Origin of the sequence: Bacteroides sp. AM10-21B (genome assembly GCF_003472565.1) — a bacterium.
GTDB lineage: Bacteria > Bacteroidota > Bacteroidia > Bacteroidales > Bacteroidaceae > Bacteroides > Bacteroides propionicigenes.
Window position 1 is genome coordinate 15092 of record NZ_QRME01000008.1, and the last position, 25680, is coordinate 40771.

The 25680-nt window shown below is 39.3% G+C and carries 24 protein-coding genes; 20 read left to right on the forward strand and 4 right to left on the reverse strand.

What is annotated here, in order from left to right; translation table 11 throughout:
- Together DW121_RS11655 and DW121_RS11660 are read left to right on the forward strand one after the other, a co-directional pair.
- A complete protein-coding gene (locus tag DW121_RS11655; protein WP_118323852.1) occupies nt 1-1704 on the forward strand; it encodes a tetratricopeptide repeat protein in 1704 nt (567 codons plus the stop codon).
- A gap of 245 nt (nt 1705-1949) precedes the next feature.
- Nucleotides 1950-2324 carry a RidA family protein gene (locus DW121_RS11660; RefSeq protein ID WP_117713051.1) on the forward strand — a complete coding sequence of 125 codons (375 nt, stop codon included), beginning with the start codon at nt 1950-1952 and terminating at the stop codon, nt 2322-2324.
- Here DW121_RS11660 and DW121_RS11665 read toward each other — a convergent pair.
- Complete coding sequence (locus tag DW121_RS11665) at nt 2292-3545, reverse strand: bifunctional folylpolyglutamate synthase/dihydrofolate synthase (protein ID WP_118323853.1); 1254 nt, start codon at nt 3543-3545, stop codon at nt 2292-2294. The two genes, DW121_RS11660 and DW121_RS11665, sit on opposite strands and share 33 nt — an antisense overlap.
- 153 nt (nt 3546-3698) lie before the next feature.
- Between DW121_RS11665 and DW121_RS11670 the strand changes: the two genes are divergently transcribed.
- On the forward strand, nt 3699-5024 hold the full coding sequence (locus tag DW121_RS11670) for a PhoH family protein (RefSeq protein ID WP_117713049.1): 1326 nt from the start codon (nt 3699-3701) through the stop codon (nt 5022-5024).
- 78 nt (nt 5025-5102) lie between these two features.
- A complete protein-coding gene (locus tag DW121_RS11675; protein ID WP_117713048.1) occupies nt 5103-7007 on the forward strand; it encodes a polysaccharide biosynthesis protein in 1905 nt (634 codons plus the stop codon).
- A 101-nt stretch (nt 7008-7108) separates the two neighbouring features.
- Here DW121_RS11675 and DW121_RS11680 read toward each other — a convergent pair whose 3' ends face one another.
- From DW121_RS11680 to DW121_RS11690, 3 genes are all read right to left on the reverse strand, one after another.
- The gene (locus DW121_RS11680; protein ID WP_117713047.1) at nt 7109-8086 is read right to left on the reverse strand and encodes a dihydroorotate dehydrogenase-like protein; all 978 of its coding nucleotides are present in this window, start codon (nt 8084-8086) and stop codon (nt 7109-7111) included.
- Between the two features lie 18 nt (nt 8087-8104).
- Nucleotides 8105-8773, reverse strand: a complete 669-nt coding sequence (locus DW121_RS11685; protein WP_118323854.1) for a YggS family pyridoxal phosphate-dependent enzyme — start codon at nt 8771-8773, stop codon at nt 8105-8107.
- A 66-nt stretch (nt 8774-8839) separates the two neighbouring features.
- Nucleotides 8840-9304 carry a DUF4494 domain-containing protein gene (locus DW121_RS11690; protein ID WP_118323855.1) on the reverse strand — a complete coding sequence of 155 codons (465 nt, stop codon included), beginning with the start codon at nt 9302-9304 and terminating at the stop codon, nt 8840-8842.
- Nucleotides 9305-9680: 376 nt separating this feature from the next.
- On the opposite strand from DW121_RS11690, the gene DW121_RS11695 reads away from it, so the two are divergent.
- The 16 genes from DW121_RS11695 (at nt 9681) to DW121_RS11770 (ending at nt 25680) form a co-directional block, all read left to right on the forward strand.
- Nucleotides 9681-10196 carry a UpxY family transcription antiterminator gene (locus DW121_RS11695; RefSeq protein WP_118323856.1) on the forward strand — a complete coding sequence of 172 codons (516 nt, stop codon included), beginning with the start codon at nt 9681-9683 and terminating at the stop codon, nt 10194-10196.
- Between the two features lie 394 nt (nt 10197-10590).
- Complete coding sequence (locus DW121_RS11700; RefSeq protein WP_118323857.1) at nt 10591-11313, forward strand: phosphocholine cytidylyltransferase family protein; 723 nt, start codon at nt 10591-10593, stop codon at nt 11311-11313.
- A 19-nt stretch (nt 11314-11332) separates the two neighbouring features.
- Nucleotides 11333-12634 (forward strand): phosphoenolpyruvate mutase, encoded by a 1302-nt coding sequence (aepX, locus tag DW121_RS11705; protein ID WP_118323858.1) that lies wholly within the window; start codon nt 11333-11335, stop codon nt 12632-12634.
- Nucleotides 12635-12647: 13 nt separating this feature from the next.
- Nucleotides 12648-13778 (forward strand): phosphonopyruvate decarboxylase, encoded by a 1131-nt coding sequence (gene aepY / locus DW121_RS11710; protein ID WP_118323859.1) that lies wholly within the window; start codon nt 12648-12650, stop codon nt 13776-13778.
- 25 nt (nt 13779-13803) lie between these two features.
- Nucleotides 13804-14922 (forward strand): 2-aminoethylphosphonate aminotransferase, encoded by a 1119-nt coding sequence (locus tag DW121_RS11715; RefSeq protein WP_233555805.1) that lies wholly within the window; start codon nt 13804-13806, stop codon nt 14920-14922.
- A 100-nt stretch (nt 14923-15022) separates the two neighbouring features.
- Nucleotides 15023-16540, forward strand: coding sequence for a hypothetical protein (locus tag DW121_RS11720; protein ID WP_118323860.1), 1518 nt, complete (start codon nt 15023-15025; stop codon nt 16538-16540).
- Nucleotides 16541-16783: 243 nt separating this feature from the next.
- Entirely contained in the window at nt 16784-17488 is a 705-nt protein-coding gene (locus DW121_RS11725) for a CDP-alcohol phosphatidyltransferase family protein (protein WP_118323861.1), read from the forward strand.
- Nucleotides 17489-17517: 29 nt separating this feature from the next.
- Nucleotides 17518-18714 (forward strand): hypothetical protein, encoded by a 1197-nt coding sequence (locus DW121_RS11730; protein ID WP_118323862.1) that lies wholly within the window; start codon nt 17518-17520, stop codon nt 18712-18714.
- Nucleotides 18704-19465 (forward strand): glycosyltransferase, encoded by a 762-nt coding sequence (locus DW121_RS11735; RefSeq protein WP_118323863.1) that lies wholly within the window; start codon nt 18704-18706, stop codon nt 19463-19465. Before DW121_RS11730 ends, DW121_RS11735 begins: the two co-directional genes overlap by 11 nt.
- Nucleotides 19466-19480: 15 nt before the next feature.
- Entirely contained in the window at nt 19481-20554 is a 1074-nt protein-coding gene (locus DW121_RS11740; RefSeq protein ID WP_118323864.1) for a polysaccharide biosynthesis protein, read from the forward strand.
- A gap of 21 nt (nt 20555-20575) precedes the next feature.
- Nucleotides 20576-21724 carry a capsular polysaccharide biosynthesis protein CapF gene (locus DW121_RS11745; protein WP_118323865.1) on the forward strand — a complete coding sequence of 383 codons (1149 nt, stop codon included), beginning with the start codon at nt 20576-20578 and terminating at the stop codon, nt 21722-21724.
- A gap of 3 nt (nt 21725-21727) precedes the next feature.
- Entirely contained in the window at nt 21728-22912 is a 1185-nt protein-coding gene (gene wecB / locus DW121_RS11750; protein ID WP_117713180.1) for a non-hydrolyzing UDP-N-acetylglucosamine 2-epimerase, read from the forward strand.
- A 10-nt stretch (nt 22913-22922) separates the two neighbouring features.
- Nucleotides 22923-24128 carry a glycosyltransferase family 4 protein gene (locus DW121_RS11755; protein ID WP_117713179.1) on the forward strand — a complete coding sequence of 402 codons (1206 nt, stop codon included), beginning with the start codon at nt 22923-22925 and terminating at the stop codon, nt 24126-24128.
- Nucleotides 24129-24130: 2 nt separating this feature from the next.
- Nucleotides 24131-24739, forward strand: a complete 609-nt coding sequence (locus tag DW121_RS11760) for a sugar transferase (RefSeq protein WP_118323866.1) — start codon at nt 24131-24133, stop codon at nt 24737-24739.
- A 13-nt stretch (nt 24740-24752) separates the two neighbouring features.
- A complete protein-coding gene (locus tag DW121_RS11765) occupies nt 24753-25403 on the forward strand; it encodes a NeuD/PglB/VioB family sugar acetyltransferase (protein ID WP_118323867.1) in 651 nt (216 codons plus the stop codon).
- A 37-nt stretch (nt 25404-25440) separates the two neighbouring features.
- Entirely contained in the window at nt 25441-25680 is a 240-nt protein-coding gene (locus tag DW121_RS11770; RefSeq protein WP_118323868.1) for an acyl carrier protein, read from the forward strand.

The following is a 25680-nucleotide window of genomic DNA, read 5'->3' on the forward strand; positions in this document are numbered from 1 at the left end:
ATGAAAAAGAAGATTTTCCTGCTTTGCACTCTGTGCCTTTTGGCTCAGTGGAGTGTAGCACAAGCCCCCAAATGGGTGGAGAAAGCTAAGCGTGCCGTATTCTCGGTGGTTACTTATGATGAGAATGATAAAATTTTGAATACCGGAAACGGTTTCTTCGTAACGGAAGATGGCGTTGCCTTGTCTGACTATTCTTTGTTCAAAGGAGCGCAACGGGCGGTAGTAATGAACTCGGAAGGTGTCCAAATGCCGGTTGTTTCCATTATGGGGGCAAATGATATGTACGATGTAATCAAGTTTCGTGTGGGTATATCAACCAAGAAAGTTCCCGCATTGAATCCGGCAACCGTAGCTCCGGCAGTGGGGGGTAATGTATATATATTGCCTTATTCCACTCAAAAAGACCGTTCTTATACTGCCGGACAGGTGAAGGCTGCAGATAAGTTTTCCGAGAAATATTATTATTACACACTTAACCTGCATCTGAAAGATAAAATGGTGAGTTGTCCGGTTATGACTGAAGAAGGACAAGTCTTTGCCCTTGCACAGAAATCATCCGGTGCAGATACAGCCACAATCTGCTATGCGGTGGACGCAAACTTTGTAATGGCTCAAAATGTATCAGCACTCTCTTTCAGCGATATGGCTTTAAAGAATATAGGTATCAAGAAGGCATTGCCCGATACGGAAGAGCAGGCTTTGGTATTCCTTTTCATGGCTTCGTCGCAGGTAACTCCGGAGAAGTATGGACAACTGTTGGATGATTTTATCGCCGAATACCCGAATAGTGCGGACGGTTATATGCGTCGTGCCGCTAACTGGTTGTATCAGTCTAAAGATGATGCTTCAATGGAAAAAGTGGTGGCTGATATGGATAAAGCTTTGAGTGTAACTCAGAAGAAAGATGACGTATATTATAATCGTGCCAAATTGATATATAACTATATGTTGGGCAATCCGGAGAAACCTTATAAGGATTGGTCTTACGATAAAGCGGTAGATGAAATCAGGAAGGCGATTGCTGTTCAGGAACTTCCGGTGTATATACAGACGGAGGGAGATATTTTGTTTGCAAAACAGGATTACCCGGGAGCTTTGGTTTGCTACGAAAAGGTCAATCAGTCCAATCTGGCGTCAGCAGCAACTTTCTTTAGCGCAGCTAAGACAAAAGAATTGATGAAAGCGCCTGCGGAGGAAATATTGGCGCTTATGGACAGTTGTATGGCTCGTTTCAGTGAGCCGTACACGGAAGAAGCCGCTCCTTATCTGTTGGAACGTGCCCAAGCTCGTATGAATGCAAATCAGGCACGTGCAGCCATGCTCGACTATGACGCTTACTATAAGACTGTGAATGGAAAAGTGAATGATGTGTTCTATTACTATCGAGAACAGGCAGCTTTGAAAGCCAAGCAGTTCCAGCGTGCACTGGATGATTTGGACAAGGCTATCGAATTAAATCCCAAAGAACTTACTTATCGTGCGGAACTTGCTGTTGTCAATATTCGCGTGGGGCGCAATGAAGAGGCATTGAAAGTTTTGCAAGACGCTTTGAAGGTCGATTCTAAGTATGCCGAAGCCTATCGTCTTATGGGAATTGCGCAGTTGCAAATGAAAAAGAATCAGGAAGCATGCCAGAACTTTGCTAAAGCGAAGGAGTTAGGCGATCCGAATGTGGATGAACTGATTGAGAAACACTGTAAATAGATGCTTCGATAAGGAAAAAGCCCTGCTTTCGCAAGCAGAGCCTTTGAATGGGAAAACTTCCCCATGCTAAAATAAAAGTTAAGTCTAGGTATTAACAGGTTATGAGTGAAATTTTCTTTCGTGTATTCGTATAGTAAATGCACTGTTTTTTTAAATACTGCACGGGTCTCTTGACTTTTTTTGAGAATATTGCAAGATAAAATGTTATATACTTGATAATGAACAGATAAAAAGGAATAAAAATTATGAAGAAAGTAATTTGTAGCCAAAAGGCTCCGGGTGCAATAGGCCCTTACAGTCAAGCTATTGAAGCAAACGGGATGGTATTTGTATCAGGTCAGTTGCCTATTGATGCAGCTACCGGAGTTATGGCAGAAGGTGCAGAGGCTCAAGCCCGCCAGTCGTTGGAGAATGTAAAGCATATCTTGGAAGAAGCAGGATTGGGTATGGCGAATATTGTAAAGACTACCGTTTTTCTGGCGGATATGTCCTTGTTTGCCGACATGAACAAGGTATATGCCACATATTTTGACGGAGCTTTTCCCGCCCGTTCGGCTGTTGCTGTAAAGGCGCTTCCAAAAGATGCTTTAGTGGAGATTGAGTGCATCGCGGTTCGCTAACAGGTCTGCAACAATAAAGCTACTGCCACCTACGAAGATAAAATCTTTCGGGTGGCTTTTTTCTTGTGCGGCAGTTACTGCGGCAGAGACATTCGGATAACAGCTTCCTTGCAGACCGGCTTTAGCGGCGAGTTTGCATAGCTCTTCTTCGGGGAGAGCCCGTTTTACACTGGCTTTGGTGAAATAGTAGGTGGCATCTTTGGGAAGTAAGGCAAGTACTCCACTGACATCCTTGTCATTTACCATACCTATTATAATATGAAGGTGGCGGTAATTCTGCTGTTTCAGTTGCTCTGCAATGTAAGTTATACCTCCTACGTTATGCCCGGTGTCACATATCAGAGTGGGGGTGTCCTGAAGTTTTTGCCAGCGTCCCATTAGTCCTGTCAGTTCGCAGACATGGGCAAAACCGTTGCGTACGCTTTGCTCGTCTATGTGGTAGCCGGCTTTCTTCAACAACGGTAGGGCAGTGAGGATAGTACGCGTGTTTTTTATCTGGTAAAGCCCTTGCAGTTCAGTTCTCATTCTGGGATAATCATTTTTAGTCGTATTTTCCGCGAATATTATCGGAGCATTCACTTCCTCGGCTCTTTGCAAGAAAACCGCTTTGGTTTCGGGTGTGGTTTCTCCAATGACAACAGGAATGTCTTTCTTGATGATACCGGCTTTTTCTCCGGCTATTTTTGCCAGTGTATCGCCTAAAAACTGAGTATGGTCAAAGCTGATATTGGTAATGATACACAAGTCCGGATGAATAATGTTCGTACAGTCCAGTCGGCCGCCCAGTCCCACTTCTATAACGGCCACATCTACTTTTTCGTCAGCAAAATAACAAAATGCCATGGCAGTGGTCAACTCAAAAAAAGAAGGATGTAAAGGTTCGAAGAAACTACGTTCTTTTTCTACAAAATGTACCACATACTCTTCCGGTATGGGTCGGCCGTTTATACGGATTCGTTCGCGGAAGTCTACCAAGTGGGGAGAAGTGTAAAGTCCTACGCGATACCCGGCTTCTTGCAGTATGGCGGCTATCGTGTGCGAACAAGAGCCCTTGCCGTTGGTTCCTGCCACATGGATTGTGCGAAATGAATAGTGGGGATTTCCAAAGTGTTCATCCAATATGCGCGTATTCTCCAGTCCTTCTTTGTATGCCGAGCCACCCACTTGCTGGAACATGGGTGCACTGTTATATAAGTAAGTTAAAGTGTTCTGATAGTTCATCTTTTATAAAAATTAACGGGAAAGCAATCCTTTCTCTCTATTAAAGTGTTATCTTTAGGAACGGCAAAGATAAGGCAATTTTTATTTAAGTGTGTATGCTTGCTTTATTTTATATTGTCGGTATGTGGTATAAACAATTTAAATCTAAAGAGTATGGGAGCTAAGAAGAATTTTGTGATTGATACTAATGTTATCCTTCACGACTATAACTGTTTGAAGAATTTTCAAGAGAACGACATTTATCTTCCCATTGTAGTACTTGAAGAGCTCGATAAATTCAAGAAAGGCAACGAGCAGATAAATTTCAATGCCCGTGAGTTTGTTCGGGAACTCGATTTGATTACCGACGACAGTCTTTTTACCAAAGGCGCTCCGCTGGGTGAAGGACTGGGGCGCTTGTTTGTAGTAGCCGGTTCGGTGGATTCGCCTCGTGTACACGACTCTTTCCCGGAACGTATTCCCGATCATCAGATATTGTCCGTTGTTGACTGGCTGACAGAGAAGAAGCCGAAGATGAAATCAATTCTTGTCACCAAGGACGTCAATCTTCGTATGAAAGCACGCTCTATTGGATTGTTGTGCGAGGATTATATCAATGACAAGGTTATCAATGTGGATATATTTGAGAAGTCGAACGAAGTATTTGAGGGTGTTGACCCGACTTTGATAGATCGTATCTATTCGTCCAAAGAGGGACTGGATATTAGTGAGTTTGATTTTAAAGATATCATTCATCCCAATGAATGTTTTGTATTGAAGAGCGACCGTAGCAGCGTGCTTGCCCGTTATAACCCTTTTACTCATTCTGTTTGCCGTGTGAACAAGACAAAGAATTATGGAATCGAGCCGCGCAATGCAGAACAGAGTTTTGCTTTTGAAGTTCTGAATGATCCGAATATCAAATTGGTAGCCCTTACAGGCAAGGCGGGAACAGGTAAAACACTGTTGGCGCTGGCAGCGGCTTTGGGTAAGCTGACGGATTATAAGCAAATCTTACTGGCGCGTCCTATCGTTGCGTTATCCAATAAGGACTTGGGCTTCCTTCCGGGGGATGCCAATGAAAAGGTGGCTCCCTATATGCAACCTTTGTTTGATAACCTGAATGTTATCAAGCATCAGTTCGCTTCCAATTCAAGTGAAGTAAAGCGGTTGGAAGATATGCAGAAAAGCGACCAACTCGTTATCGAAGCTTTGGCTTTTATTCGCGGACGTAGTTTGAGCGAGACTTATTGTATTATTGATGAAGCGCAAAATTTGACACCTCATGAGATTAAAACGATTATAACACGTGCCGGAGAAGGGACGAAGATGGTCTTTACAGGTGATATTCAGCAAATTGACCAGCCCTATTTGGATAACCAATCCAACGGACTTGTCTATATGATAGACCGTATGAGAGATCAAAACTTGTTTGCCCATGTCAATTTAGTGAAAGGAGAGCGTAGCCAGTTGAGTGAATTGGCAAGTAACTTGATGTAACATTTTATCATTTTCTTCTTCGCTTTGATAAAAAATAGTGTATCTTTGCGGTGCCTAAAACAAAAACTGTCAAACGTGATGAAGCGAAACTTTTTTCATCGGTATCTTTCAGCAAAAGTATTACCGATATGGACTGTTCTATTGATAGATGTCCTCATTGTGGTCGTATCCAGTCTGTTGGCTTACGCACTGCGGTATGATTTTCGGAGTCTTTTTTCCGAGTCATCGTCCATAGATATAATGATTGTATGTACAGTGGTTGTCAACCTTGTATTCTTTAGGTTCTTCCGTACATATTCCAATGTCCTTCGTTTTTCATCGTTTGTCGATATAATGCGTATTTTCGTATCGTTGACGGTGTCATACTCATTGCTGCTGATAGCGAGTATCGTGGTAAAAAGTTGTACAGGTATGAATGTGGCTCCCATAGCGGTGCTGTTCATGTCCTATATTATCAGTTTTGCCATGATGGCGTGTTCCCGCGTTGTTGTAAAGATATTCTTCGAAGCGTTGAATTTTGACGGTTCGCATAGTGCCAATGTGTTTATTTACGGTGCCAAAGAGGCCGGAGTAAATATTGCAAAGGCACTGCGCGTCAATTTGCGTAATCATTACCGCCTGCGTGGTTTCATAGCGGATGAACCGGAACTTATTAATAAGGTGATGATGGGAGTCAAGGTTTATCCTAATGATGATACTTTGATTGAGATTTTGGATGACCGGGATGTACATACCATTATTATTTCCCCTGCCAAGATGGAGGCGCTCAAACGGTCTGATATGGCAGATCGCCTGTTATCGCATAATATCAAGTTGATGACGGCTCCTCCGTTGAGTGAATGGAACAGTCAGTTTCTGGATCGTACCCAACTGAAGGAAATTCAGATTGAAGACCTATTGCAACGTAATCCTATTGAAATAGATATTCATAAAGTCGCTTCCCATCTGGAAGGCAAGCGGGTGATGATTACCGGTGCTGCCGGTTCTATCGGTAGTGAGATTATGCGTCAGGTAGCTTCTTTCAATCCTTATAAACTGATTCTTGTGGATCAGGCTGAAACTCCTTTGCATGATATTCGTTTGGAATTGCAGGATCGTTGGCGTGACATCGATGCTGAAACCATCATAGCCAATATATCCAATGCGACGCGTATGGAAGAGATTTTCAGACACTACAAGCCACAGTATATTTTTCATGCGGCAGCTTACAAACACGTGCCGATGATGGAAGACAACGTATCGGAATCCATTCAGATAAATGTTTATGGTACAAGAACGGTTGCCGATTTGGCAGTGAAGTATGGCGCGGAGAAGTTTGTGATGATTTCCACGGATAAAGCAGTGAATCCTACCAATGTAATGGGGTGTTCCAAACGTATTTGTGAAATCTACGTTCAGTCGCTGGCAAAGAAACTGCAGGCAGAAGGCGGGCATGTTACCCAATTTATCACTACCCGTTTCGGAAATGTACTGGGCTCAAATGGATCGGTTATTCCTCGTTTCCGTGATCAGATACAGCGTGGTGGACCTGTGACGGTGACGCACCCCGAAATTATTCGTTACTTTATGACTATTCCGGAAGCTTGTCGTTTGGTGCTCGAAGCCGGTAGCATGGGGAATGGGGGAGAAATTTACATTTTTGATATGGGTAAGCCGGTTCGGATTGTAGATCTTGCCAAGAGAATGATCAGTCTGTCAGGACGCACCGATGTCAAGATTGAGTTTACAGGTTTGCGCCATGGTGAAAAGTTGTATGAGGAGTTGCTTAATATAAAGGAACTTACCAAACCGACTTATCATGAGAAGATTATGATTGCCACTGTGCGTGAGTATGATTATGATGAAGTGAATGAACGTATTCAGAAGTTGATTGACGTCAGCTACACTTATGACCAGATGAAAATTGTAGCTGCCATGAAAGACATTGTTCCCGAATTTGTCAGCAAGAATTCTTGTTTCGAAGTATTGGATAAGAAGAAGTGACGATAGGATAACCTTAATAGAATCATAAGTTTAATGATAAAAAAACGGATGATACATTTCTATATGTATCATCCGTTTTTTATATACTTCACAACTTCTTCTTATTTGTGTGATGAAAAATATTTCAGGAATTGTGTACGTTCGAATGTATTTACACCGTTCAGGTCGCTGACATTCAGCATGCCTTTAAATTGATTGATGTTTTCCATTCCTTTGCGATCCATCCACAAGTTCAGGAAGCGGACGTACTCACCAACGATAGCATAAGAATTTTGATAAAGTGCGCTGCATATTTCTACAGCTGAGGCGCCTGCCAAAATAGCTTTCACCACTCCTTCAGGAGCATGTATGCCGCCTGATGCTGCATAGTCCAGTTTGCTGACTGCTGCAGACGCAATGCCTATCCAGCGCAAAGACTTGGATAAATCTGCATCTGTGCTGAACACGTTACCGGCGCTTTGAGCTATTTTCTCAATGTCAATATCCGGTTGATAGAAGCGGTTGAACATTACTACTGCCGCTGCTCCGTTAGCATAAAGCTGGTCGATAAGAGCTATCGGATTGGTAAGGTTATCTCCTAATTTCATGATGACAGGGATACCAACTGTTTTCTTGATATGGCTCAAGATGTCGATGTGGCGTTGCTCAAAAGCACCATATGTATATTGTACATCGGTTTGCAGGGCAAGGATATTAATTTCCAAAGCATCCGCGCCGGCTTCTTCTATCTTTTTGGCAAACTCAATCCAGTCTGCATCCTGATAACAGTTGATGCTGGCGATGATAGGTATGTCACAAACTTGCTTGCTCTCTTTGATTAAATTCAAATATTCACCCAACTTGTGTTCGCGTATATATCCTACCAAATAATCACTTCCTTCCGGATACATATTAGGATCTCCCAGCCAGTCGGCTTCCATCATGATTTGTTCTTCAAAAAGAGACTTGAGTACGATAGCTCCTGCACCGGCTTCATAAAGCTTCTGGTTTTTGGCAGCGCTGTCGGTAAGCCCTGAACTGCTGATAATAATCGGATTTCTAAGTTTTAATCCTGCAAAAGTAGTTTCTAATGTTGCCATGATAATAGTTATTAGTTATTAATATATTCTTTCTCCAAATATTTTACTTCCTACACGTACCAAAGTACTGCCGGCGATAATTGCTTCGTGATAATCGTGCGACATTCCCATAGATAACTCCCGGAACCATTCTGCATCGGCAAACCACGTGGTTTTCACTTCTTGGAAGAAGCTACTTAATGAACAAAACTCAGTTTTGATTTGTTCGGTATTGTCTGTGTTTGTAGCCATGCCCATCAATCCGCATATCCGGATATTTGTAAGTCTTTTCCACTCACCGGCGGCAAGCATTTCCCGACATTCGTCGAAGCTGAAGCCGAATTTAGTCTCTTCCTGTGCAATGTGCAGTTGCAGCAAGCAATTTACAGTACGTCCAGCCTTAGCAGCTTGCTTGTCGATTTCAGTAAGAAGTTTGTAAGAGTCTACGCCATGAATCAGTGCTACATAGGGCACGATATATTTTATTTTATTAGTCTGCAGATGTCCGATGAAATGCCATTCGATATCTTTGGGCAGACTTTCGTACTTGGCTGTCAGCTCTTGCACCTTGCTTTCTCCAAATACACGTTGCCCTACGCTATATGCTTCTTCTATCGCTTCGTCGGGGTGAAATTTAGAAACAGCTACCAGTCGTACTCCTTGAGGCAGTTCGTTCAGTACTTTTTTTATGTTTTCTGCAATGCTCATCGTATATAATATAATAATGTATACACAATAAAACTTTCAATCTCTGATATTCAATACTCCTTTATTTCAGACTTCCGGCTTATCATTCGATTCCGCGCTGTACGGATATACATCCATAATGGCAGTTTCAGCTACTGACGCAATTTGATAATCGGCCATTGTGCCTTTCATTCCTTCGTCCAGCTTCTTCACTGCGTCGCGTAAGTCGGCAGCCTGTACCAATACTTGAGTGGATGTTTTCTTTTCTGCACCGCTTTTCTCATCCAGTGTGATGAAAACCAGCTTGCATTTAAACCAGCGATCGGCAGTATCTTCTTCATATGGAAACAACTCACTGTAATTAGCCCGTTTGATGTCCGATACGGTAAATTCTCCCGAAATAAACGGTGTGATTTCCTCGATGATACGTGCTTCCGCTTCTGTAAAGCTGAGTGCATCTACCAGATAAGGTTCAGTTACTTTCTTGTTCATTCCGTTTTCCATTGTTTTTTCGTAACGGATTTTGCACTCAAACCATGTATGCATTGCCATAATTTTCTGATTTTTAATTAGTGTTTTAATTAATAAAAGTTCTTTCTTCTTCCTGTCTTTCTGAGACTTGCCGAAGATTACCTTTCCTCTTTACGTTGGAAAGAGTGTACAAAGATAAACGAAAAAGGGGAGAAATGTTCGATGTACATGAAAGAAGATTATGTTAATTCAAAACTTTTTATCTATTAAATATTTTGTAGTTCCATATGGAGTGTTTATCTTTGTCCCCGCAAAACGAACTATTCGTGGATGTAAATTCCATTCTTAAATAAGAGGCGTAGTGAAAGCTACGTTCGGCGGAGCCGTAAAAGAGGCTCATTCTTAGTGAAATCATAAAACGCTTATTACTAAACTATTAATAATCTACTATTAGCATTTGTTAACTACGTCGGTTCATAAGCATTGGCATGCTGTTTATGTTCGCCACAATACAGAATTCAAGGTGGAATCGTGGCTTCGTGAGCAAGGTATAGAAGTTTATTTGCCTGTGCAGGATGTCTATCGTGAGCATGCCGGAAAGCGTATTAAAATCACTAAACCGGTGATTAACGGTATGGTCTTTGTCCATCTTTCTCGTCCAGAACTTTCTATCGTAGAACATACTCCCAACGTCCATCATTTCTTTAGTAAACGTGGCACTAATGCCCCTCTCATCATTCCCGACCAACAAATGGAGGATTTTCGCTTCATGGTCGACCTTTCCGATACTTCTATATTAATGGTCAATGAACCGATTGCTCCGGGAACTATGGTAACTGTGGCAAAAGGAAGTATGCAGGGTATTCGTGGCGAAATGGTGAAATACGAAAGTAAATATTACATAGCTGTAAGATTGCAGGAATTGGGATGCGCATTGGTTAGTGTGCCGGTGAGCTATGTGAGACGTGGATGAAGCCATAATTTATTTCAAATTACCCGGAGATAAAATCTTTCTTTGCTTTGACAATGTTAAGGCAAAAAATAAGTAATAAATATGCTATTTGTAAGAAGTTAATTTCTTGCAGTTATGATGTTAACTTCATTGATAACAAGAAGTTAACTTTAACGTTGTGTTAAAGTTAACTTACATATGATGTAATAAGTTAATAGAGTTTATTGAATATTCTGTTATATTTTAATGTTTAGACGTTATCTTTCCCACTTTCTCCTTTTTGGTCTTGTATGCCAGTATTTTGATTTTTCTGTTTTATACCTATGCCTTTCGCAAACTTTTTATTGTAGGTCTATTCTCATTTATTGTTATTCCTGTAAACAACTCAATTCTATAGACTTAATACCTCATACAAATGGTTAATACAGCAATGATAATGGCTGCGGGCATGGGTACGCGCTTTGGTCGCTACACAGACCTTGTTCCAAAAGGTTTTGTTTCAATCGGCGGCAAGCCAATGATATTACGTAGTATAGAAGTTCTTCTTTCTTGCGGCATCAACCGCATTGTTATCGGTACGGGATATAAATGTGAGGTATACGAAGAACTGAAGAAGGACTACCCAATGATAGAAACTTGTTTCAGTCCTCTTTATGCTGAAACGAACAGCATGTATACGCTCTACAATACACGAGAGATTTTAGGAGACGATGATTTTTTGTTGCTTGAATCCGATCTGATATTTGAACCGAAGGCAATCCGCAGCCTGCTTGACTGTGATTTTTCTGATGTGATGCTGATAACTCCTGTAACCAAGTTTCAAGACCAGTATTATGTGGAATATGACTCGGAGCATGCTTTAACCAATTGTTCTGTCAATCGGAGTGATGTTGATGTGAAAGGTGAACTTGTGGGTATTCACAAGTTATCCCATGCTTTTTATGAGAAGATGTGCAGTGATTACGAGGTTATCCTTTCCGAACAGCCTAAACTGGGTTATGAATACGAACTTCTTCGTATGTCACGTTCCGTATCTCCTGTTTATGTGTTGAATATTCCTGGTCTGAAGTGGTATGAGATAGATGACGAGAGTGACCTTTTCTATGCGGAAAGGCACATTCTTCCTTATTGTCGCTAATAAATAATTATATAAAACTATGAACAAGAAAATCTATATCGGTATGACCGCCGATATTATGCATCCCGGTCTGATCCATATTATAAATGAGGCTACCCGATACGGTGATGTAATAATTGGCCTTCTGACTGACAAAGCCATTGCCGAACACAAGCGTCTTCCTTACCTGACCTATGAACAGCGTAAAGAAGTGGTGGAGAATATCAAAGGTGTTTCCGAGGTGGTTCCCCAGGATGAATGGAGTTACGTGGATAATCTGAAACGTATCAAGCCTGACTATATCATTCACGGTGATGATTGGAAAACCGGTCCTTTGCGTGAAATACGCGAACAGGTCTTTGACGTTATGAATGAGCAAGGCGGTAAAGTTATAGAAATTCCTTATACAAAGGGGATTAATTCCTCTTCTCTTGATAAAGACATCAAGTCTATCGGTACTACCCCCGATGTTCGTATGAAGACTCTTCGCCGTCTGATCAATGCCAAACCGATAGTTCGTATTCTCGAAGCGCATGACGGTCTTTGCGGTCTTATCATTGAGAATCTTGAAGTCCAGAAAGGTGACAAGCGTGAAGTTTTTGACGGTATGTGGTCCAGCAGTCTTACGGATTCCACGAGTAAGGGCAAACCGGATATTGAAGCGGTAGACCTGACTACCCGTATGCAGGATTTGAATAACATTCTTGAATGTACTACCAAACCTATTATTTTTGACGGTGATACAGGCGGTAAAATAGAGCATTTCGTATTCACAGTCCGCACACTTGAACGTCACGGTATTTCCGCAGTTATTATTGAGGACAAGGTGGGACTGAAAAAGAATTCTCTTTTTGGTACTGATGCTGTTCAGACCCAAGATACGATTGAGGGTTTCTGTCAGAAGATAAAGGCCGGTAAGGAAGCCCGGGTTACCCAAGATTTTATGATTATCGCCCGTATTGAGAGCCTTATTGCCGGCAAGCCTATGAGTGACGCCTTAGAGCGTGCCTATGCTTACGTTGAAGCGGGTGCTGACGGTATAATGATTCACAGCAAGAATAAGTCCGGTGAAGATATCAAGGAATTCTGTCTTGCTTTCCGTCAGAGGTATGCCCATATTCCTATTGTCGTTGTTCCTACTACATATGACCATATTCATGAAAGCGAACTCCATGAATGGGGTGTGAATGTGGTAATTTATGCCAATCATATGCTTCGTGCCGCTTACCCGGCAATGATGCAGGTTGCACGTACGATTCTGGAGAATGAGCGTGCTCAGGAAGTCCGTGATTTGTGCATGCCTATTAAAGAGATTCTTGAACTGATTCCCGGTACCAAATAAAAGAATTGCCAGTATGCTGAATGTTGCAAAAGTTTATAATACTTTCCTGTCTCACGGTGTGGATTTCTTTACCGGAGTTCCCGATTCCTTACTGAAGAATATTTGTGCTTATATTACGGACCACACTCCGTCGGAGAAACATATCATTGCCGCGAATGAAGGCGCTGCCGTGGGTATAGCTTCCGGCTACTACATGGCTTCCGGTAAATTGCCTTTGGTGTATATGCAGAATTCTGGTTTGGGTAATACTGTGAATCCGCTTCTGTCTTTGGCGGATGAGAAGGTCTACGGCCTTCCTGTTCTTTTAATGATCGGCTGGCGCGGTGAGCCCGGTATAAAAGATGAACCTCAACATAAGAAACAGGGTGAGGTAACTTTGGCTCTGTTGGAAGCCATGCGTATTCCATATGTTATTCTCGATACAGATGATAATAAAGCGTTGGAACAACTTCATGAAATTATTGTTTCTGCCCGTGAGAAATCTGTTCCCCATGCTATTGTAATCCGTAAGGATACTTTCGAGAGATATGAACTTCAGAGTGAACAGGCAAACATTTGTCCTCTTTCCCGTGAGGATGCTTTGAAACTGGTTGTCGATCACCTGGGAGAAAAGGATGCAGTTGTTTCCACTACAGGCAAACTTTCCCGTGAACTGTTTGAATACCGAGAGATAAAAGGGGAGGGACATGGGCATGATTTTCTCACAGTCGGTTCTATGGGACACAGCTCCTCCATTGCTCTTGGCATCGCTTTGGAACAACCGTATCGCAGGGTTTACTGCCTGGACGGTGACGGCGCTTTTATCATGCATATGGGTGCCATCAGTAATATCGGCTGTCTTTCTCCTAAAAATTATTTTCATATTCTTTTCAACAACGGTTCCCATGAGTCCGTGGGCGAGCAGCCTACGTTGGGGTTTCAGCTGGACTTTCCTTCTATTGCAAAGAGCTGCGGATATCGTGAGGCGTTTTCCGCCACTTCAGAGGCTGAAATAGAAGAGGCCTTGAACCGCTTGGATTCTTTGGAGGGTCCTGTGTTGCTTGAATTACGAGTGAAAGTGGCTTCTCGTAATGACTTGGGGCGTCCTACTACTACCCCGGTGGAGAATAAAGAAAGTCTTATGGCATTTCTGAAGAATGAATAATTGTTCCCAATAAAGAGATATGATAATGGATAAAGAGATACCAATCAAAAGAAATATATTATTGAATCCCGGTCCTGCCACTACTACCGATACAGTTAAGCTGGCCCAGGTTGTTCCTGATATTTGTCCCCGTGAAAAGGAGTTTGCCTGTATGATGAAAGACCTCCGTTCTGATCTGTTGAAGGTTGCTCATGGCGTTCCGGGCAAGCATACAGCTGTATTATTTTGTGGTTCCGGTACGATTAATATTGACATTTGTCTGAACTCGCTTCTTCCTGAAGGGAAAAAAGTGTTGGTAATTAATAACGGAGCTTACAGTACGCGGGCTGTTGAGGTTTGTCAATATTACGGTCTTCCTCACATTAATCTCAGTTTTTCTGTCTATGAACGTCCGGACTTAATTGTTGTGGAGCAGGCATTGAAGAGTAATCCTGATATTGCTTTAGTTTATACAACACATCATGAAACAGGTACGGGATTGCTTAATCCTATCCGTGAGATTGGAGAGTTGGCGCATCAATATGGTGCAACTTTTGTAGTTGATACCACCTCTTCTTTAGGTATGATTCCTTTTGATATGGAACGGGATAATGTGGACTTTTGTATGGCTTCTGCCCAGAAAGGACTTATGGCAATGACGGGTTTGTCTTTTATAATTGGCAACGAAGAAATAATCAAGAAATCGAAAGATTATCCTAAACGTTCTTACTATTGCAATCTTTATTTACAATATGATTATTTTGAAAGGACGGGCGAGATGCATTTTACTCCTCCGGTTCAAACTATTTATGCCACCCGTCAGGCTTTGAAGGAATATTTTGAAGAAGGGGAGGAGAATAAGTTTGCACGTCATAGACGGGTTTTTGAAGCTATCCATAAAGGTGTTGCAGAACTTGGACTTCAATATGTGATCAAGCGTGAGTGGCAATCGGGTTTGGTTGTTTCAGTTCTTTATCCGGATACCCCGAATTTTAGCTTTGAGCGGGTTCATGATTATTGTTATGAGCGTGGATTTACTATTTATCCCGGGAAGATCTCTACGACCAATACTTTTCGGCTTTGTGCATTGGGGGCTATTGATGTAGAAGATATTGAGAGGTTCTTTGGAATATTGAAAGAAGTAATGGAGTTATTACATAAATGATAAAATGCAATATTTTTTGTGGTGCGTTATACTTGAGTAAAATGTGAGGTAAAATCTATTAATAGTCTTTATTAAGACCTTATTTTCAAGGTTGTACTTTATGGGAGTAAATAAAAAAATTATAAATAACGCATTTTATCTGTATCTACGAATGTTTTTGTTGATGTGCATATCCTTTTACACATCTAGAGTAGTGTTGGAGGTATTAGGTGTAGAGGATTTTGGTATATATAATGTTGTAGGTGGATTAGTAATTTTACTCTCTTTTTTGAATAACACTTTGATAACCAGTAGCCAACGTTTCTTAAGTTATGAAATGGGGAGAGGTGGAAATGTATCACAATGTTTTGCTGCTTGTTTTTTTATAGTTATTGTTTTGTCATTTGCTATTGTTCTGATCTGTGAAACAGTTGGACTATGGTATGTTAATAACAAAATGATTATCCCAGAGTCTAAATTAGAGATTGCTAAAATAGTTTTTCATATATCAGTTCTTTCTGTTTTTTTTTCTACACTTAGAACTCCTTTTGTTTCTTTAGTTATTTCTTATGAGGATATGTCTCCTTTTGCAGTTATTAGTGTTTTAGAGGCTTTATTAAAACTAATATTTGTTTTGTTTTTGAAAAATCCTTATGTGTATAAAAATAGTCTCATATATTATGCTTTATCTCTTTGCCTAATTTCTTTCTTGATAACAGTAGCTTATATATTATATTGTAGAAGAAGATATTGTAGCATTGTGCATATGTTTAAGAAAGTAGAAAAAGGCCGGGTTACTGAAATATCAAGATTTGCGGGTTGGAATATTTTGAGTATGCTTTCTGATATAGGAGTGCCACAAGGAATTAATCTTTTGATTAATGGATTTGGTGGAGTTGTTTTAAATGCTGCTATGGGAATTGCTAATCAGGTAACGAATGCTGTTTATGGTTTGGTATCGAGTTTTCAAATGGCTTTTAGACCGCAAATAGTAAAGCTTTATTCGGCTAAATGTAATGATGAATTAAATAGTTTGATTAATACAGCATCTAAAATTTCTTTGTTTTTGATGTTGTATTTGGCAATACCTTTTTTAATACGAACTAAGGAACTGATGGATATATGGCTTAAAGAATATCCTCAAAGTGCAGTCTCTTTTTCTCAGCTTATGATATTGGCTTTTGTGATAGAGTCTGTATGTGGGCCACTATGGATGACAATCCAAGCGACAGGTAAAATTAAAGTGTATCAAATATTAACAATATCATTATCTATCTTTTTTCTTTTATCCTCCTATTTTCTATTAAAAATAGGGCTTGCGCCAATTACAGTTTTATACAATAGGATAGTATTGAGCTTATTATTTTTTCTTTTGCAATTTCTGTATTTACGGAAACTGTTTGATTTTTCTGCAGGAAGATATTGCAAAAACTTATTCTTTAATTTAATTATTGGTGTAATGGCATTCTTTGTGACATACTATATCTGTCATTCTTTTATGTGTTTGCAATATATAATAACTACATTTCTTCTGTCAACTGTAATTACCACTCTAATGATTTTTGTTTTTGGTTTAACTTCTCAGGAGAAGACATATGTAAGTTTACGCATTAAACAGTTCATATTAAATAAGATATGATATGCTTTATGTGTAATGACTGATAGAACTATGTTGAGAACATATTCTATATCGGAAAATATTATATATTATAGTATCGGTTAGAAGTCAGCATAGTTCATGAAATATTATTAGATTTAGAATTAATGACTGCTTATTTCTTCTTCCATTGTGTCATATTCTGTTGTTTATATTAGTAGATTATATTTTAAAAAGAATGAATAGTTTAACGAAATATTATTTTGTGTATTAAATAGGGAAAGTATGAGGTATGTTGATATAAGAAAAAAATCTCCAATAGGAGGTTTCGGCGAAAGATGTATTGCTGATTTTTTAGGAATGTTAGTTTCTCCATTCTTTTCTATGTTTTTTATAGAAAAAAAAGTACGACCTAATTTTATAACTATATTAATGATTCTTTTTGGGGTATTGGGTGCTATATTTTTTTCGCTGCCTTATATTATTCCTAAAATATTAGGAATTACTTTTTTTTATTTATGGTATATAATGGATTGTAGTGATGGTGAAGTAGCTCGTTTTACTAAACAGTTTTCTAAATATGGTAAAGAGTTGGATTATATGGCTCATTTAATTTGTCATCCTCTTATGAATTTATCATTATGGCTTTCTTACACTCAACTCAATAGATATAATATCTTTTATGTTTCTTTGATTTTTATAGTTTTTATATCTTTAGAATTGATAATCAGGAATTATATTTCATTTGATACTTATCTCAATAAGGCAATAGATAATAATACAAAGCACAAGAATACAAACTTGTTTCGGTATATTATAGTTCAATTTTGTATATATCCTAATTTTATATTATTCTTTCCGATATTCTATTTGCTTGACTTTTTTTTAAATTTCAATTCACTAATAATTTTATTTTTATTCTTATTCTTATTTCTTCTTTCTGTTATAAGAGGCACTTATCTTAACTTGAGAAAATTTTATTATAGCTAACTACAAAAGTAACTTAAACACTATTTGTTGTGAAATTTAAAGTTAATGAAATCATATTATTCTTTTTATTGATAATATGGGGTACTAATTTACCAACTTTTATATATTATGTAATTTTTATATTGGTTTTTATATTAGCTTTATATCAGATTGTTAAGTATAGAAAAAAAATAAAATTCTCGCAAAATGAAGATTATATAGCATTGTCCTTTGTCTTGATATGGGGGTATGGAATTATTAATGGTATGTTACATGAAAATAACATGAATTATATTGTTGCAAATTTTGCAGGAATGATATGTTATATAATGTATTTCATATTTACTACATTGAAACTGGATAAAAATAGAATAATAAAAATAGTTTTTATTAGTGGCTTGAGTGTTTCTCTAATTGTTGTTCTTCGAATTGTTTGTTTCTTTATCAATATTAGTAATCCTATTGTAAATTCCATAATTGGTGAGGGAGTTGGTATGTCGAGTACAGGGCAGGTCAGAGTTTATTTTACTACTTTGGCATCTGCCTATCCACTTTTGGGGGCTTCTCTTTTTATATTGCTTTATCAATATAGAAAAATAGATATTCTAAGAATAGATAAAATTTCATTAGCTTTATTGTATTTTATATTAACCGTTTCATCAATAATGTTTTTTGCTTCATCAAAAGGTTTTTTGTTGGGAGCGTTATTTATTATATTGTATTTACCATTTTTTATATCTGTAAAAAGCTTATTGATTGGACGGTTAAATAAGGCTTTATTTATTTTACTGGTTATTGCTCTTATTATCTTAGCTTTTCTATTGTATTTTGATTATTTCTCAATAATTGAAATGATGTTTGCAAGAGAGGATGAATCTAATTCTTTAAGGTATGAACAATTGACTTATATGTTAAAAGATATAACATTTTGGGGTAAAGGATTAGGGGCAACAGTTCCAGGTATTGTAAGATCGGAAGAAGGACCATATGGTTTTGAATTAACATATATAAATTTGCTGCATAAATTTGGTGTTTTTGCATTAGTTCTTTTCTTTAATTGGATATATATGTTTATAAAATTGGCTTTTTTCATGATAAAGAAAAAGTCTCTTTTTTACTCTTCGGTTGCGTTATCTTCTTTGGGATATATGTTTCCATCAATAGGTAATCCTTTATTGATGCACCCGAGTCTTGTTATATTAAATTGCCTTACATTATATCTTCTAAGAATAGAAAATGGAAAATAAAAAAGTATCGGTTTGTATGGCCTGTTATAATGGATCTAAGTATATAGAGGAACAATTAGAGTCCATAATCAAACAGTTAAATGATGATGATGAGATTATCATATCAGATGATGGTTCTACTGATGAAACAATTCAAATAATAGAACGAATTAATAGTCCGCTAATTAAATTATTTCGTAATCATTTTCGTAATCATATACTAAATTTTGAATTTGCATTAAAACAAGCTACTGGTGATTTGATCTTTCTTTCAGATCAAGATGATGTTTGGGTTGAAAATAAGGTTTTTATAATGAAGGCTTATTTGGAAAAATATGATATAGTATGTAGTAACTGTTATATTGTTGATGGTCATTTGAATAAACTGCAAAGGGAATTTTATACAAATACTGCGACGAAAAGAAAGGGACTTATTCGTAACTTAATACATAATCATTATTTAGGTTGTTGTATGGCCTTTAGAAGAAAAATATGTGAAAAAGCTTTGCCGTTTCCTAAAGGATTAATAACACATGATACATGGATAGGATTAGTCGCAGAATCTATTGGAAAAACTCTTTTTATTGATGATAAATTAATTTTATTTAGGAGGCATGAATCAAATACTTCCAATACTTTGAAAGGGAGTAACTTAAGTTTGTTTCAAAAGCTTAGCTATCGATGTGATATATTAAAAGGTTTGTGTATTAATATATTGTTGCGAAACTTGTGTAAATGGGGCAGGATGACTATATACTCAGTTTTTTATTAGATAATAATTTAATATATGTCTATTTTTAAAGATAAGGTTTTATTAATCACTGGTGGTACAGGTTCTTTCGGTAATGCTGTTCTACGTCGTTTTCTCGATTCCGATATAAAGGAAATCCGTATTTTCAGTCGCGACGAGAAGAAGCAGGATGACATGCGTCATCACCTGCAGAATTCGAAAGTAAAGTTCTATATCGGTAATGTGCGTGACCGCCAGAGTGTGGACGGTGCGATGATGGGAGTGGACTATGTGTTCAGTGCGGCCGCATTGAAGCAAGTACCGAGTTGTGAATTTTTTCCGTTGCAGGCTGTACAGACCAATGTTGTCGGTACGGACAATGTGCTGGAATCAGCCATAGCCCACGGGGTCAAGAATGTGGTGGTGCTTTCCACTGACAAGGCGGCTTATCCCATCAATGCGATGGGTATCAGTAAGGCTATGATGGAAAAGGTGGCAATAGCCAAGGGGCGTGCTTTGGGCGATGGCGCACAAACCACTATCTGCTGTACCCGTTATGGGAATGTCATGGCAAGCCGTGGTTCTGTTATTCCTCTTTGGGTAGAACAGATAAAAAACGGCAGGTCTATTACGATAACGGATCCTAATATGACCCGTTTTATGATGACTTTGGATGATGCCGTGAATTTGGTTATTTATGCGTTTGAGCACGGGCATAACGGTGACCTGTTCGTTCAGAAAGCTCCTGCAGCTACTTTGGATGTCCTTGCCCGAGCCTTGAAGGAAACATATGCACAGATAAATCCTGCCTATGGCAGAACGGAAGTGAAAACCATAGGTACCCGTCATGGTGAAAAACTGTATGAGACTTTGGTTACGCGTGAAGAAATGGCAAAGGCCATTGACATGGGTGACTATTATCGCATTCCTTGCGATACCCGGGATTTGAATTATGACAAATTCTTTACGGAGGGCAACGAAAACATTGCCCGGATAGAAGACTACCATTCTCACAATACCGCCCGTCTGGATGTGGAAGGCATGAAGAAACTGTTATTGAAGTTGCGCTTCATTCGCGAGGACCTTGGACTGGAGGAAAAAGCGAAGAGTTCGGAAATCAAAAGTGAATAAATAACTTTCCCAATTTTTATTATGAATATTCTAGTAACCGGCGCCAAAGGGTTTGTCGGCCGAAATCTTGTATCCCAACTGCATAATATCGGTAGTGGGAAGGCAAAGGAACATGCGCTATCCGGGAAATCTCTGACCGTTTTTGAGTATGACCTTGATAGCGACCTTTCCGACCTTGATTCTTATTGCAGGCAGGCTGATTTTGTCTTTAATCTGGCAGGTGTGAACCGTCCTAAAGACCGTACGGAATTTATGGAAGGTAACTTTGGTTTCGCTTCCACATTGCTGAGTGCATTGAAGAAACATAACAATACTTGTCCGGTCATGATTTCTTCCTCTGTACAGGCGGCTTTGGACAATCCGTATGGCGAGTCCAAACGTGCCGGGGAACAGCTGCTGTTTGATTACGGCCGGGAGACCGGGGCAAAAGTTTTAGTATACCGTTTTCCGAATGTATTCGGTAAGTGGTGTCGTCCCAACTATAACAGTGCCGTGGCTACCTTCTGTTATAACATAGCCCGTGATTTGCCCATTCAGGTGAACGACCCTGATGTGGTAATGAATCTGGTGTATGTGGATGATGTGGTTGATGAACTGGTTGCGGCATTGAACGGGGAGGAACACCGTACAGGAGATTATTGCGAAGTGCCGGTAATGCATACCATCACTCTTGGCGGCATTGTGGAGCTTATAACCGGTTTTAAGGATATGCACACCGATTTGAGCGTACCTGATTTGGGGGATGCATTTACAAAAAAACTTTATTCCACTTATCTGTCATATCTGCCGAAAGAGAAGTTTATCTATCCCTTGAAGATGAATGTGGACGAACGCGGGAGTTTTACCGAAATCATCCGCACGTCTGACAGGGGGCAGTTCTCTGTGAATATCTCCAAGCCCGGTGTCACCAAAGGTCAGCACTGGCATCATACGAAGAACGAGAAATTTGTAGTGGTAAGTGGTCACGGTCTGATTCAACTCCGTAAGATAGGCAGTGAAGAAATCATAGAGTTTGAGGTCAGCGGTGACAGGATGGAAGCCGTGGAGATGATTCCAGGCTATACGCATAACATCATCAACCTGAGCGAGAGGGAGAATTTGGTGACCGTCATGTGGTGCAATGAATGTTTTGATTCCCGTAAGCCCGATACGTATTTTGAAAAAGTTTAAACAATGGAAGTGAAAACAGATTATTCTAATATCAAGTTTCGGGAAAACGGACGCCTGAAACTTTTGATTATTGTGGGTACCCGTCCCGAGATCATCCGTCTGGCTGCGGTCATCAATAAATGCCGGAAGTATTTTGACTGTCTTTTGGCCCATACGGGTCAGAACTATGACTATAATTTGAACGGCATTTTCTTCCGTGACCTTCAGTTACAGGAGCCTGATGTGTACATGGATGCTGTGGGCGATGACTTGGGGGCTACGATGGGCAATATCATCAATGCGGGTTATAAGCTGATGGTACATACGCAGCCGGATGCTGTGCTGGTGTTGGGCGATACCAATTCCTGTCTCAGTGTAATAGGGGCCAAGCGGCTTCATATTCCGATTTTTCATATGGAGGCAGGCAACCGATGCTTCGATGAATGCCTGCCGGAAGAAACGAACCGTCGTATTGTGGATATAATTTCTGATGTGAACCTCTGTTATTCTGAACATGCAAGGAGATACCTGAACGCTTCGGGGGTGGCAAAGGAACGCACTTATGTAACAGGTTCTCCGATGGCTGAGGTGCTACATGAAAACTTGGCGGCAATCGAATCTTCGGATATCCATCATCGGCTGGGACTTCAAAAAGGCAGGTATATTCTCCTGTCTGCCCATAGGGAGGAGAATATTGATACGGAAAAGAATTTTCTTTCGTTGTTTAATGCCGTTAACGCCATGGCAGGGAAGTATGACATGCCTGTTCTCTACAGTTGTCATCCCCGCAGCCGGAAGCGGCTGGATGCAAGCGGCTTTGAACTTGACAGCCGTGTGGTGCAGCACGAACCTCTGGGTTTCCATGATTATAACTGTTTGCAGATGAACGCGTATGCTGTGGTGAGTGATAGCGGTACCCTTCCTGAGGAAAGCTCTTTCTTTACTTCTGTGGGGCATTCTTTCCCGGCGGTATGTATCCGTACTAGTACAGAGCGTCCCGAGGCTTTGGATAAGGGTGTCTTTGTTTTGGCGGGTATTGATGAGAGATCGCTGTTACAGGCTGTGGATACTGCCGTTGAAATGAATGCCGGCGGAGATTATGGTATTCCGGTTCCGACTTACTGTGATGAGAATGTATCAACTAAGGTGGTGAAACTGATACAGAGTTATACAGGGGTGGTGAATAAGATGATTTGGAGAAAATATTGATTCGATTAGGATGAATATTTTATTTTTGACATTGGGCTATATTTCTGATATTTCAGAACGGGGCATTTACACAGACTTGATGCGCGAATTTATTCGTAACGGACATTCTTTGTATATTGCAGTCCCTGCCGAAAGACGCCTTCATCAACCGACTGCATTGGAAAAAAACTGTGGTGCTGAGATATTGAAAGTTAAAACTCTGAATATTCAAAAGACAAATCTGATAGAGAAAGGTGTCGGAACATTGTTGTTGGAGTATCAATATCAACGGGCGATACACAAATATTGGAAAGATGTAAAATTTGATTTGATATTATATTCCACTCCTCCGATTACTTTCAATAAAGTAATAACTTCTTTGAAAACACGGTGTGGAGCGAAAACCTATCTGCTATTGAAAGATATATTTCCTCAGAATGCAGTTGACTTGGGTATGTTTTCTAAGAAAAGCTTGTTTTACAAACTGTTTCGTAGAAAAGAGGAACAATTATATCAGTTGTCAGATTACATAGGTTGTATGTCTCCTGCAAATGTGGATTATGTATTGAAGCACAATCCTTCGGTAAATGCGGACAAGGTGGAAATTTGTCCTAATAGTATAGAATTGAAAGGTGATAATGAGTGTCGGATAAATAGAAAAGCATTGCTTGATAAATTAAATATTCCCTCGGATAAACTTTTGTTTATCTATGGTGGTAATTTAGGGCGTCCGCAAGGAATCGGTTTTCTGATGGATGTAATTGCCGCTAATGAGACAAGGACTGATACTTATTTTGTCATAGTGGGTAATGGTACTGAGTATGACCGGATAAAACAGTTTTTTGAAATCAATTCTCCTCGCAATTCTTGTTTGATATCTTCTCTTCCCAAAAAGAAATATGACGACTTAGTGAAAGTGTGCGATGTGGGTTTGATATTTTTAGACAGACGTTTTACAATTCCTAATTATCCTTCCCGTTTGCTTTCTTACCTTGAACACAAGATGCCGGTATTGTTTGCAACAGATTTGAATACGGATATTGGACGCATAGCAGAAGTCAACGGTTATGGGATGTGTACTGAAAGCGGAAACTTGAATGAATTTAGGAGGATGGTTGATAAATTGGCATCGGATAAGAATTTGATGAAAATTATGGGTAAGAAAGGTTATTCTTATTTGTGTGCTAACTATACGGTACAAAATAGTTACCGGATAATAATGAAACATTTTGAGTAGTTATGTATTCTCATTTTCTGAAACGCATATTGGATTTCCTAATTGTATTCTGTGTGTTGGCAATCATTTGGCCGATACTGTTACTTTTAATCATTTGGTTGTATTTTGCTAATAAGGGAGCAGGAGTTTTCTTTATGCAGCAACGTCCGGGGAAAAAAGGTAAGATATTTAAAGTTATCAAGTTTAAAACGATGACTGATGAATGTGATGTGAACGGTGATTTATTACCGGACGAGAAACGTTTGACAAATGTAGGTAAGTTCCTCCGTTCTACTTCTATGGATGAATTACCGCAATTAATAAATGTACTGAAAGGCGATATGGCTTTAATAGGCCCTCGCCCTTTGCTTCCCCAATATCTTCCTTTGTATGATAAAGAACAAGCGCGTAGGCATGAAGTTCGTCCGGGTATTACAGGCTGGGCACAGGTGAACGGGCGTAATGCTATTAGTTGGACAAAAAAGTTTGAATTGGATGTTTGGTATGTTGACCATTGCTCATTCCTACTTGATTTGAAAATCATCCTTTTAACGATAAAGAAGGTATTTGTAAGGGAGGGTATCAGTTCGGATACTTCGGTAACAATGGAAGCCTTTAATGGAAATAATTAAATATTGAGTATAAATGAAAGATATAGCAATTTACGGTGCAGGCGGTTTTGGGCGTGAAGTGGCTTGCTTATTAAATCGAATTAATGAGGTGGAGCCGCAATGGAACTTGATTGGTTTCTTTGACGATGGGAAAGAGATAGGAGCGGTTAACGAATATGGTAAGGTGATAGGAGGAATGGATATGTTAAATACTTGGAATTCTCCATTGGCTATTATTATTGCAATTGGTTCTCCGAAGGTCATAGAAAAAATAGTAAATAGAATAGAAAATCCCAACATTGATTTCCCTAATATTTTCGCTCCTGATACCATTTTTATGGATAAAAACAATGTCTTTTTTGGTAGAGGAAACCTCATTTGTACAGGATGTTTGTTTTCTTGTAATGTGAAGATTGGTAATTTCAATACTTTCAATGGGTTTGTAACGATTGGTCATGATACTTCATTTGGAGACTTTAATTCGGTGATGCCTGCGGTTAGAATTTCAGGAGAGGTAAATATTGGCAGTCGTAACTTCTTGGGTGTTGCTTCAGTGGTTCTGCAACGAATTAAGATTGGAAATGATACGGTAATCGGTGCCAACAGTACGATTCTTAGAAGAACAAAAGATGGATATACGTATGTAGGGAATCCTGCAAACGTAGTAAAAATGTTTAAATCATAGAATATTAATAATTTATCAATTTAAATTTCGTACAATTATGACAAATTTAGAAAAGTATGTACAGGTTTTCTGTGAAACTTTGCAAATTACGGAAGATAAGCTGGACGGCTTAAAGTATCAAGGTGTAGAATTATGGGATTCTGTAGGTCACATGACTTTAATAGCTAATCTTGAGGATGCTTTTGACATTATGATGGAAACGGATGATATCATAGACTTCTCCTCTTTTGAAAAAGGCAAGGAAATTCTGACAAAAAATTATGAAGTAGAATTCTGA

Excerpts from the sequence above, each read along its gene's own strand:
- DW121_RS11655 (WP_118323852.1), top strand. The coding sequence starts at position 1 with ATGAAAAAGAAGATTTTCCTGCTTTGCACTCTGTGCCTTTTGGCTCAG.
- DW121_RS11660 (WP_117713051.1), top strand. The coding sequence starts at position 1,950 with ATGAAGAAAGTAATTTGTAGCCAAAAGGCTCCGGGTGCAATAGGCCCT.
- DW121_RS11665 (WP_118323853.1), bottom strand. The coding sequence starts at position 3,545 with ATGAACTATCAGAACACTTTAACTTACTTATATAACAGTGCACCCATG.
- DW121_RS11670 (WP_117713049.1), top strand. The coding sequence starts at position 3,699 with ATGGGAGCTAAGAAGAATTTTGTGATTGATACTAATGTTATCCTTCAC.
- DW121_RS11675 (WP_117713048.1), top strand. The coding sequence starts at position 5,103 with ATGAAGCGAAACTTTTTTCATCGGTATCTTTCAGCAAAAGTATTACCG.
- DW121_RS11680 (WP_117713047.1), bottom strand. The coding sequence starts at position 8,086 with ATGGCAACATTAGAAACTACTTTTGCAGGATTAAAACTTAGAAATCCG.
- DW121_RS11685 (WP_118323854.1), bottom strand. The coding sequence starts at position 8,773 with ATGAGCATTGCAGAAAACATAAAAAAAGTACTGAACGAACTGCCTCAA.
- DW121_RS11690 (WP_118323855.1), bottom strand. The coding sequence starts at position 9,304 with ATGGCAATGCATACATGGTTTGAGTGCAAAATCCGTTACGAAAAAACA.
- DW121_RS11700 (WP_118323857.1), top strand. The coding sequence starts at position 10,591 with ATGGTTAATACAGCAATGATAATGGCTGCGGGCATGGGTACGCGCTTT.
- aepX (WP_118323858.1), top strand. The coding sequence starts at position 11,333 with ATGAACAAGAAAATCTATATCGGTATGACCGCCGATATTATGCATCCC.
- aepY (WP_118323859.1), top strand. The coding sequence starts at position 12,648 with ATGCTGAATGTTGCAAAAGTTTATAATACTTTCCTGTCTCACGGTGTG.
- DW121_RS11715 (WP_233555805.1), top strand. The coding sequence starts at position 13,804 with ATGGATAAAGAGATACCAATCAAAAGAAATATATTATTGAATCCCGGT.
- DW121_RS11720 (WP_118323860.1), top strand. The coding sequence starts at position 15,023 with ATGGGAGTAAATAAAAAAATTATAAATAACGCATTTTATCTGTATCTA.
- DW121_RS11725 (WP_118323861.1), top strand. The coding sequence starts at position 16,784 with ATGAGGTATGTTGATATAAGAAAAAAATCTCCAATAGGAGGTTTCGGC.
- DW121_RS11735 (WP_118323863.1), top strand. The coding sequence starts at position 18,704 with ATGGAAAATAAAAAAGTATCGGTTTGTATGGCCTGTTATAATGGATCT.
- DW121_RS11740 (WP_118323864.1), top strand. The coding sequence starts at position 19,481 with ATGTCTATTTTTAAAGATAAGGTTTTATTAATCACTGGTGGTACAGGT.
- DW121_RS11745 (WP_118323865.1), top strand. The coding sequence starts at position 20,576 with ATGAATATTCTAGTAACCGGCGCCAAAGGGTTTGTCGGCCGAAATCTT.
- wecB (WP_117713180.1), top strand. The coding sequence starts at position 21,728 with ATGGAAGTGAAAACAGATTATTCTAATATCAAGTTTCGGGAAAACGGA.
- DW121_RS11755 (WP_117713179.1), top strand. The coding sequence starts at position 22,923 with ATGAATATTTTATTTTTGACATTGGGCTATATTTCTGATATTTCAGAA.
- DW121_RS11760 (WP_118323866.1), top strand. The coding sequence starts at position 24,131 with ATGTATTCTCATTTTCTGAAACGCATATTGGATTTCCTAATTGTATTC.
- DW121_RS11765 (WP_118323867.1), top strand. The coding sequence starts at position 24,753 with ATGAAAGATATAGCAATTTACGGTGCAGGCGGTTTTGGGCGTGAAGTG.
- DW121_RS11770 (WP_118323868.1), top strand. The coding sequence starts at position 25,441 with ATGACAAATTTAGAAAAGTATGTACAGGTTTTCTGTGAAACTTTGCAA.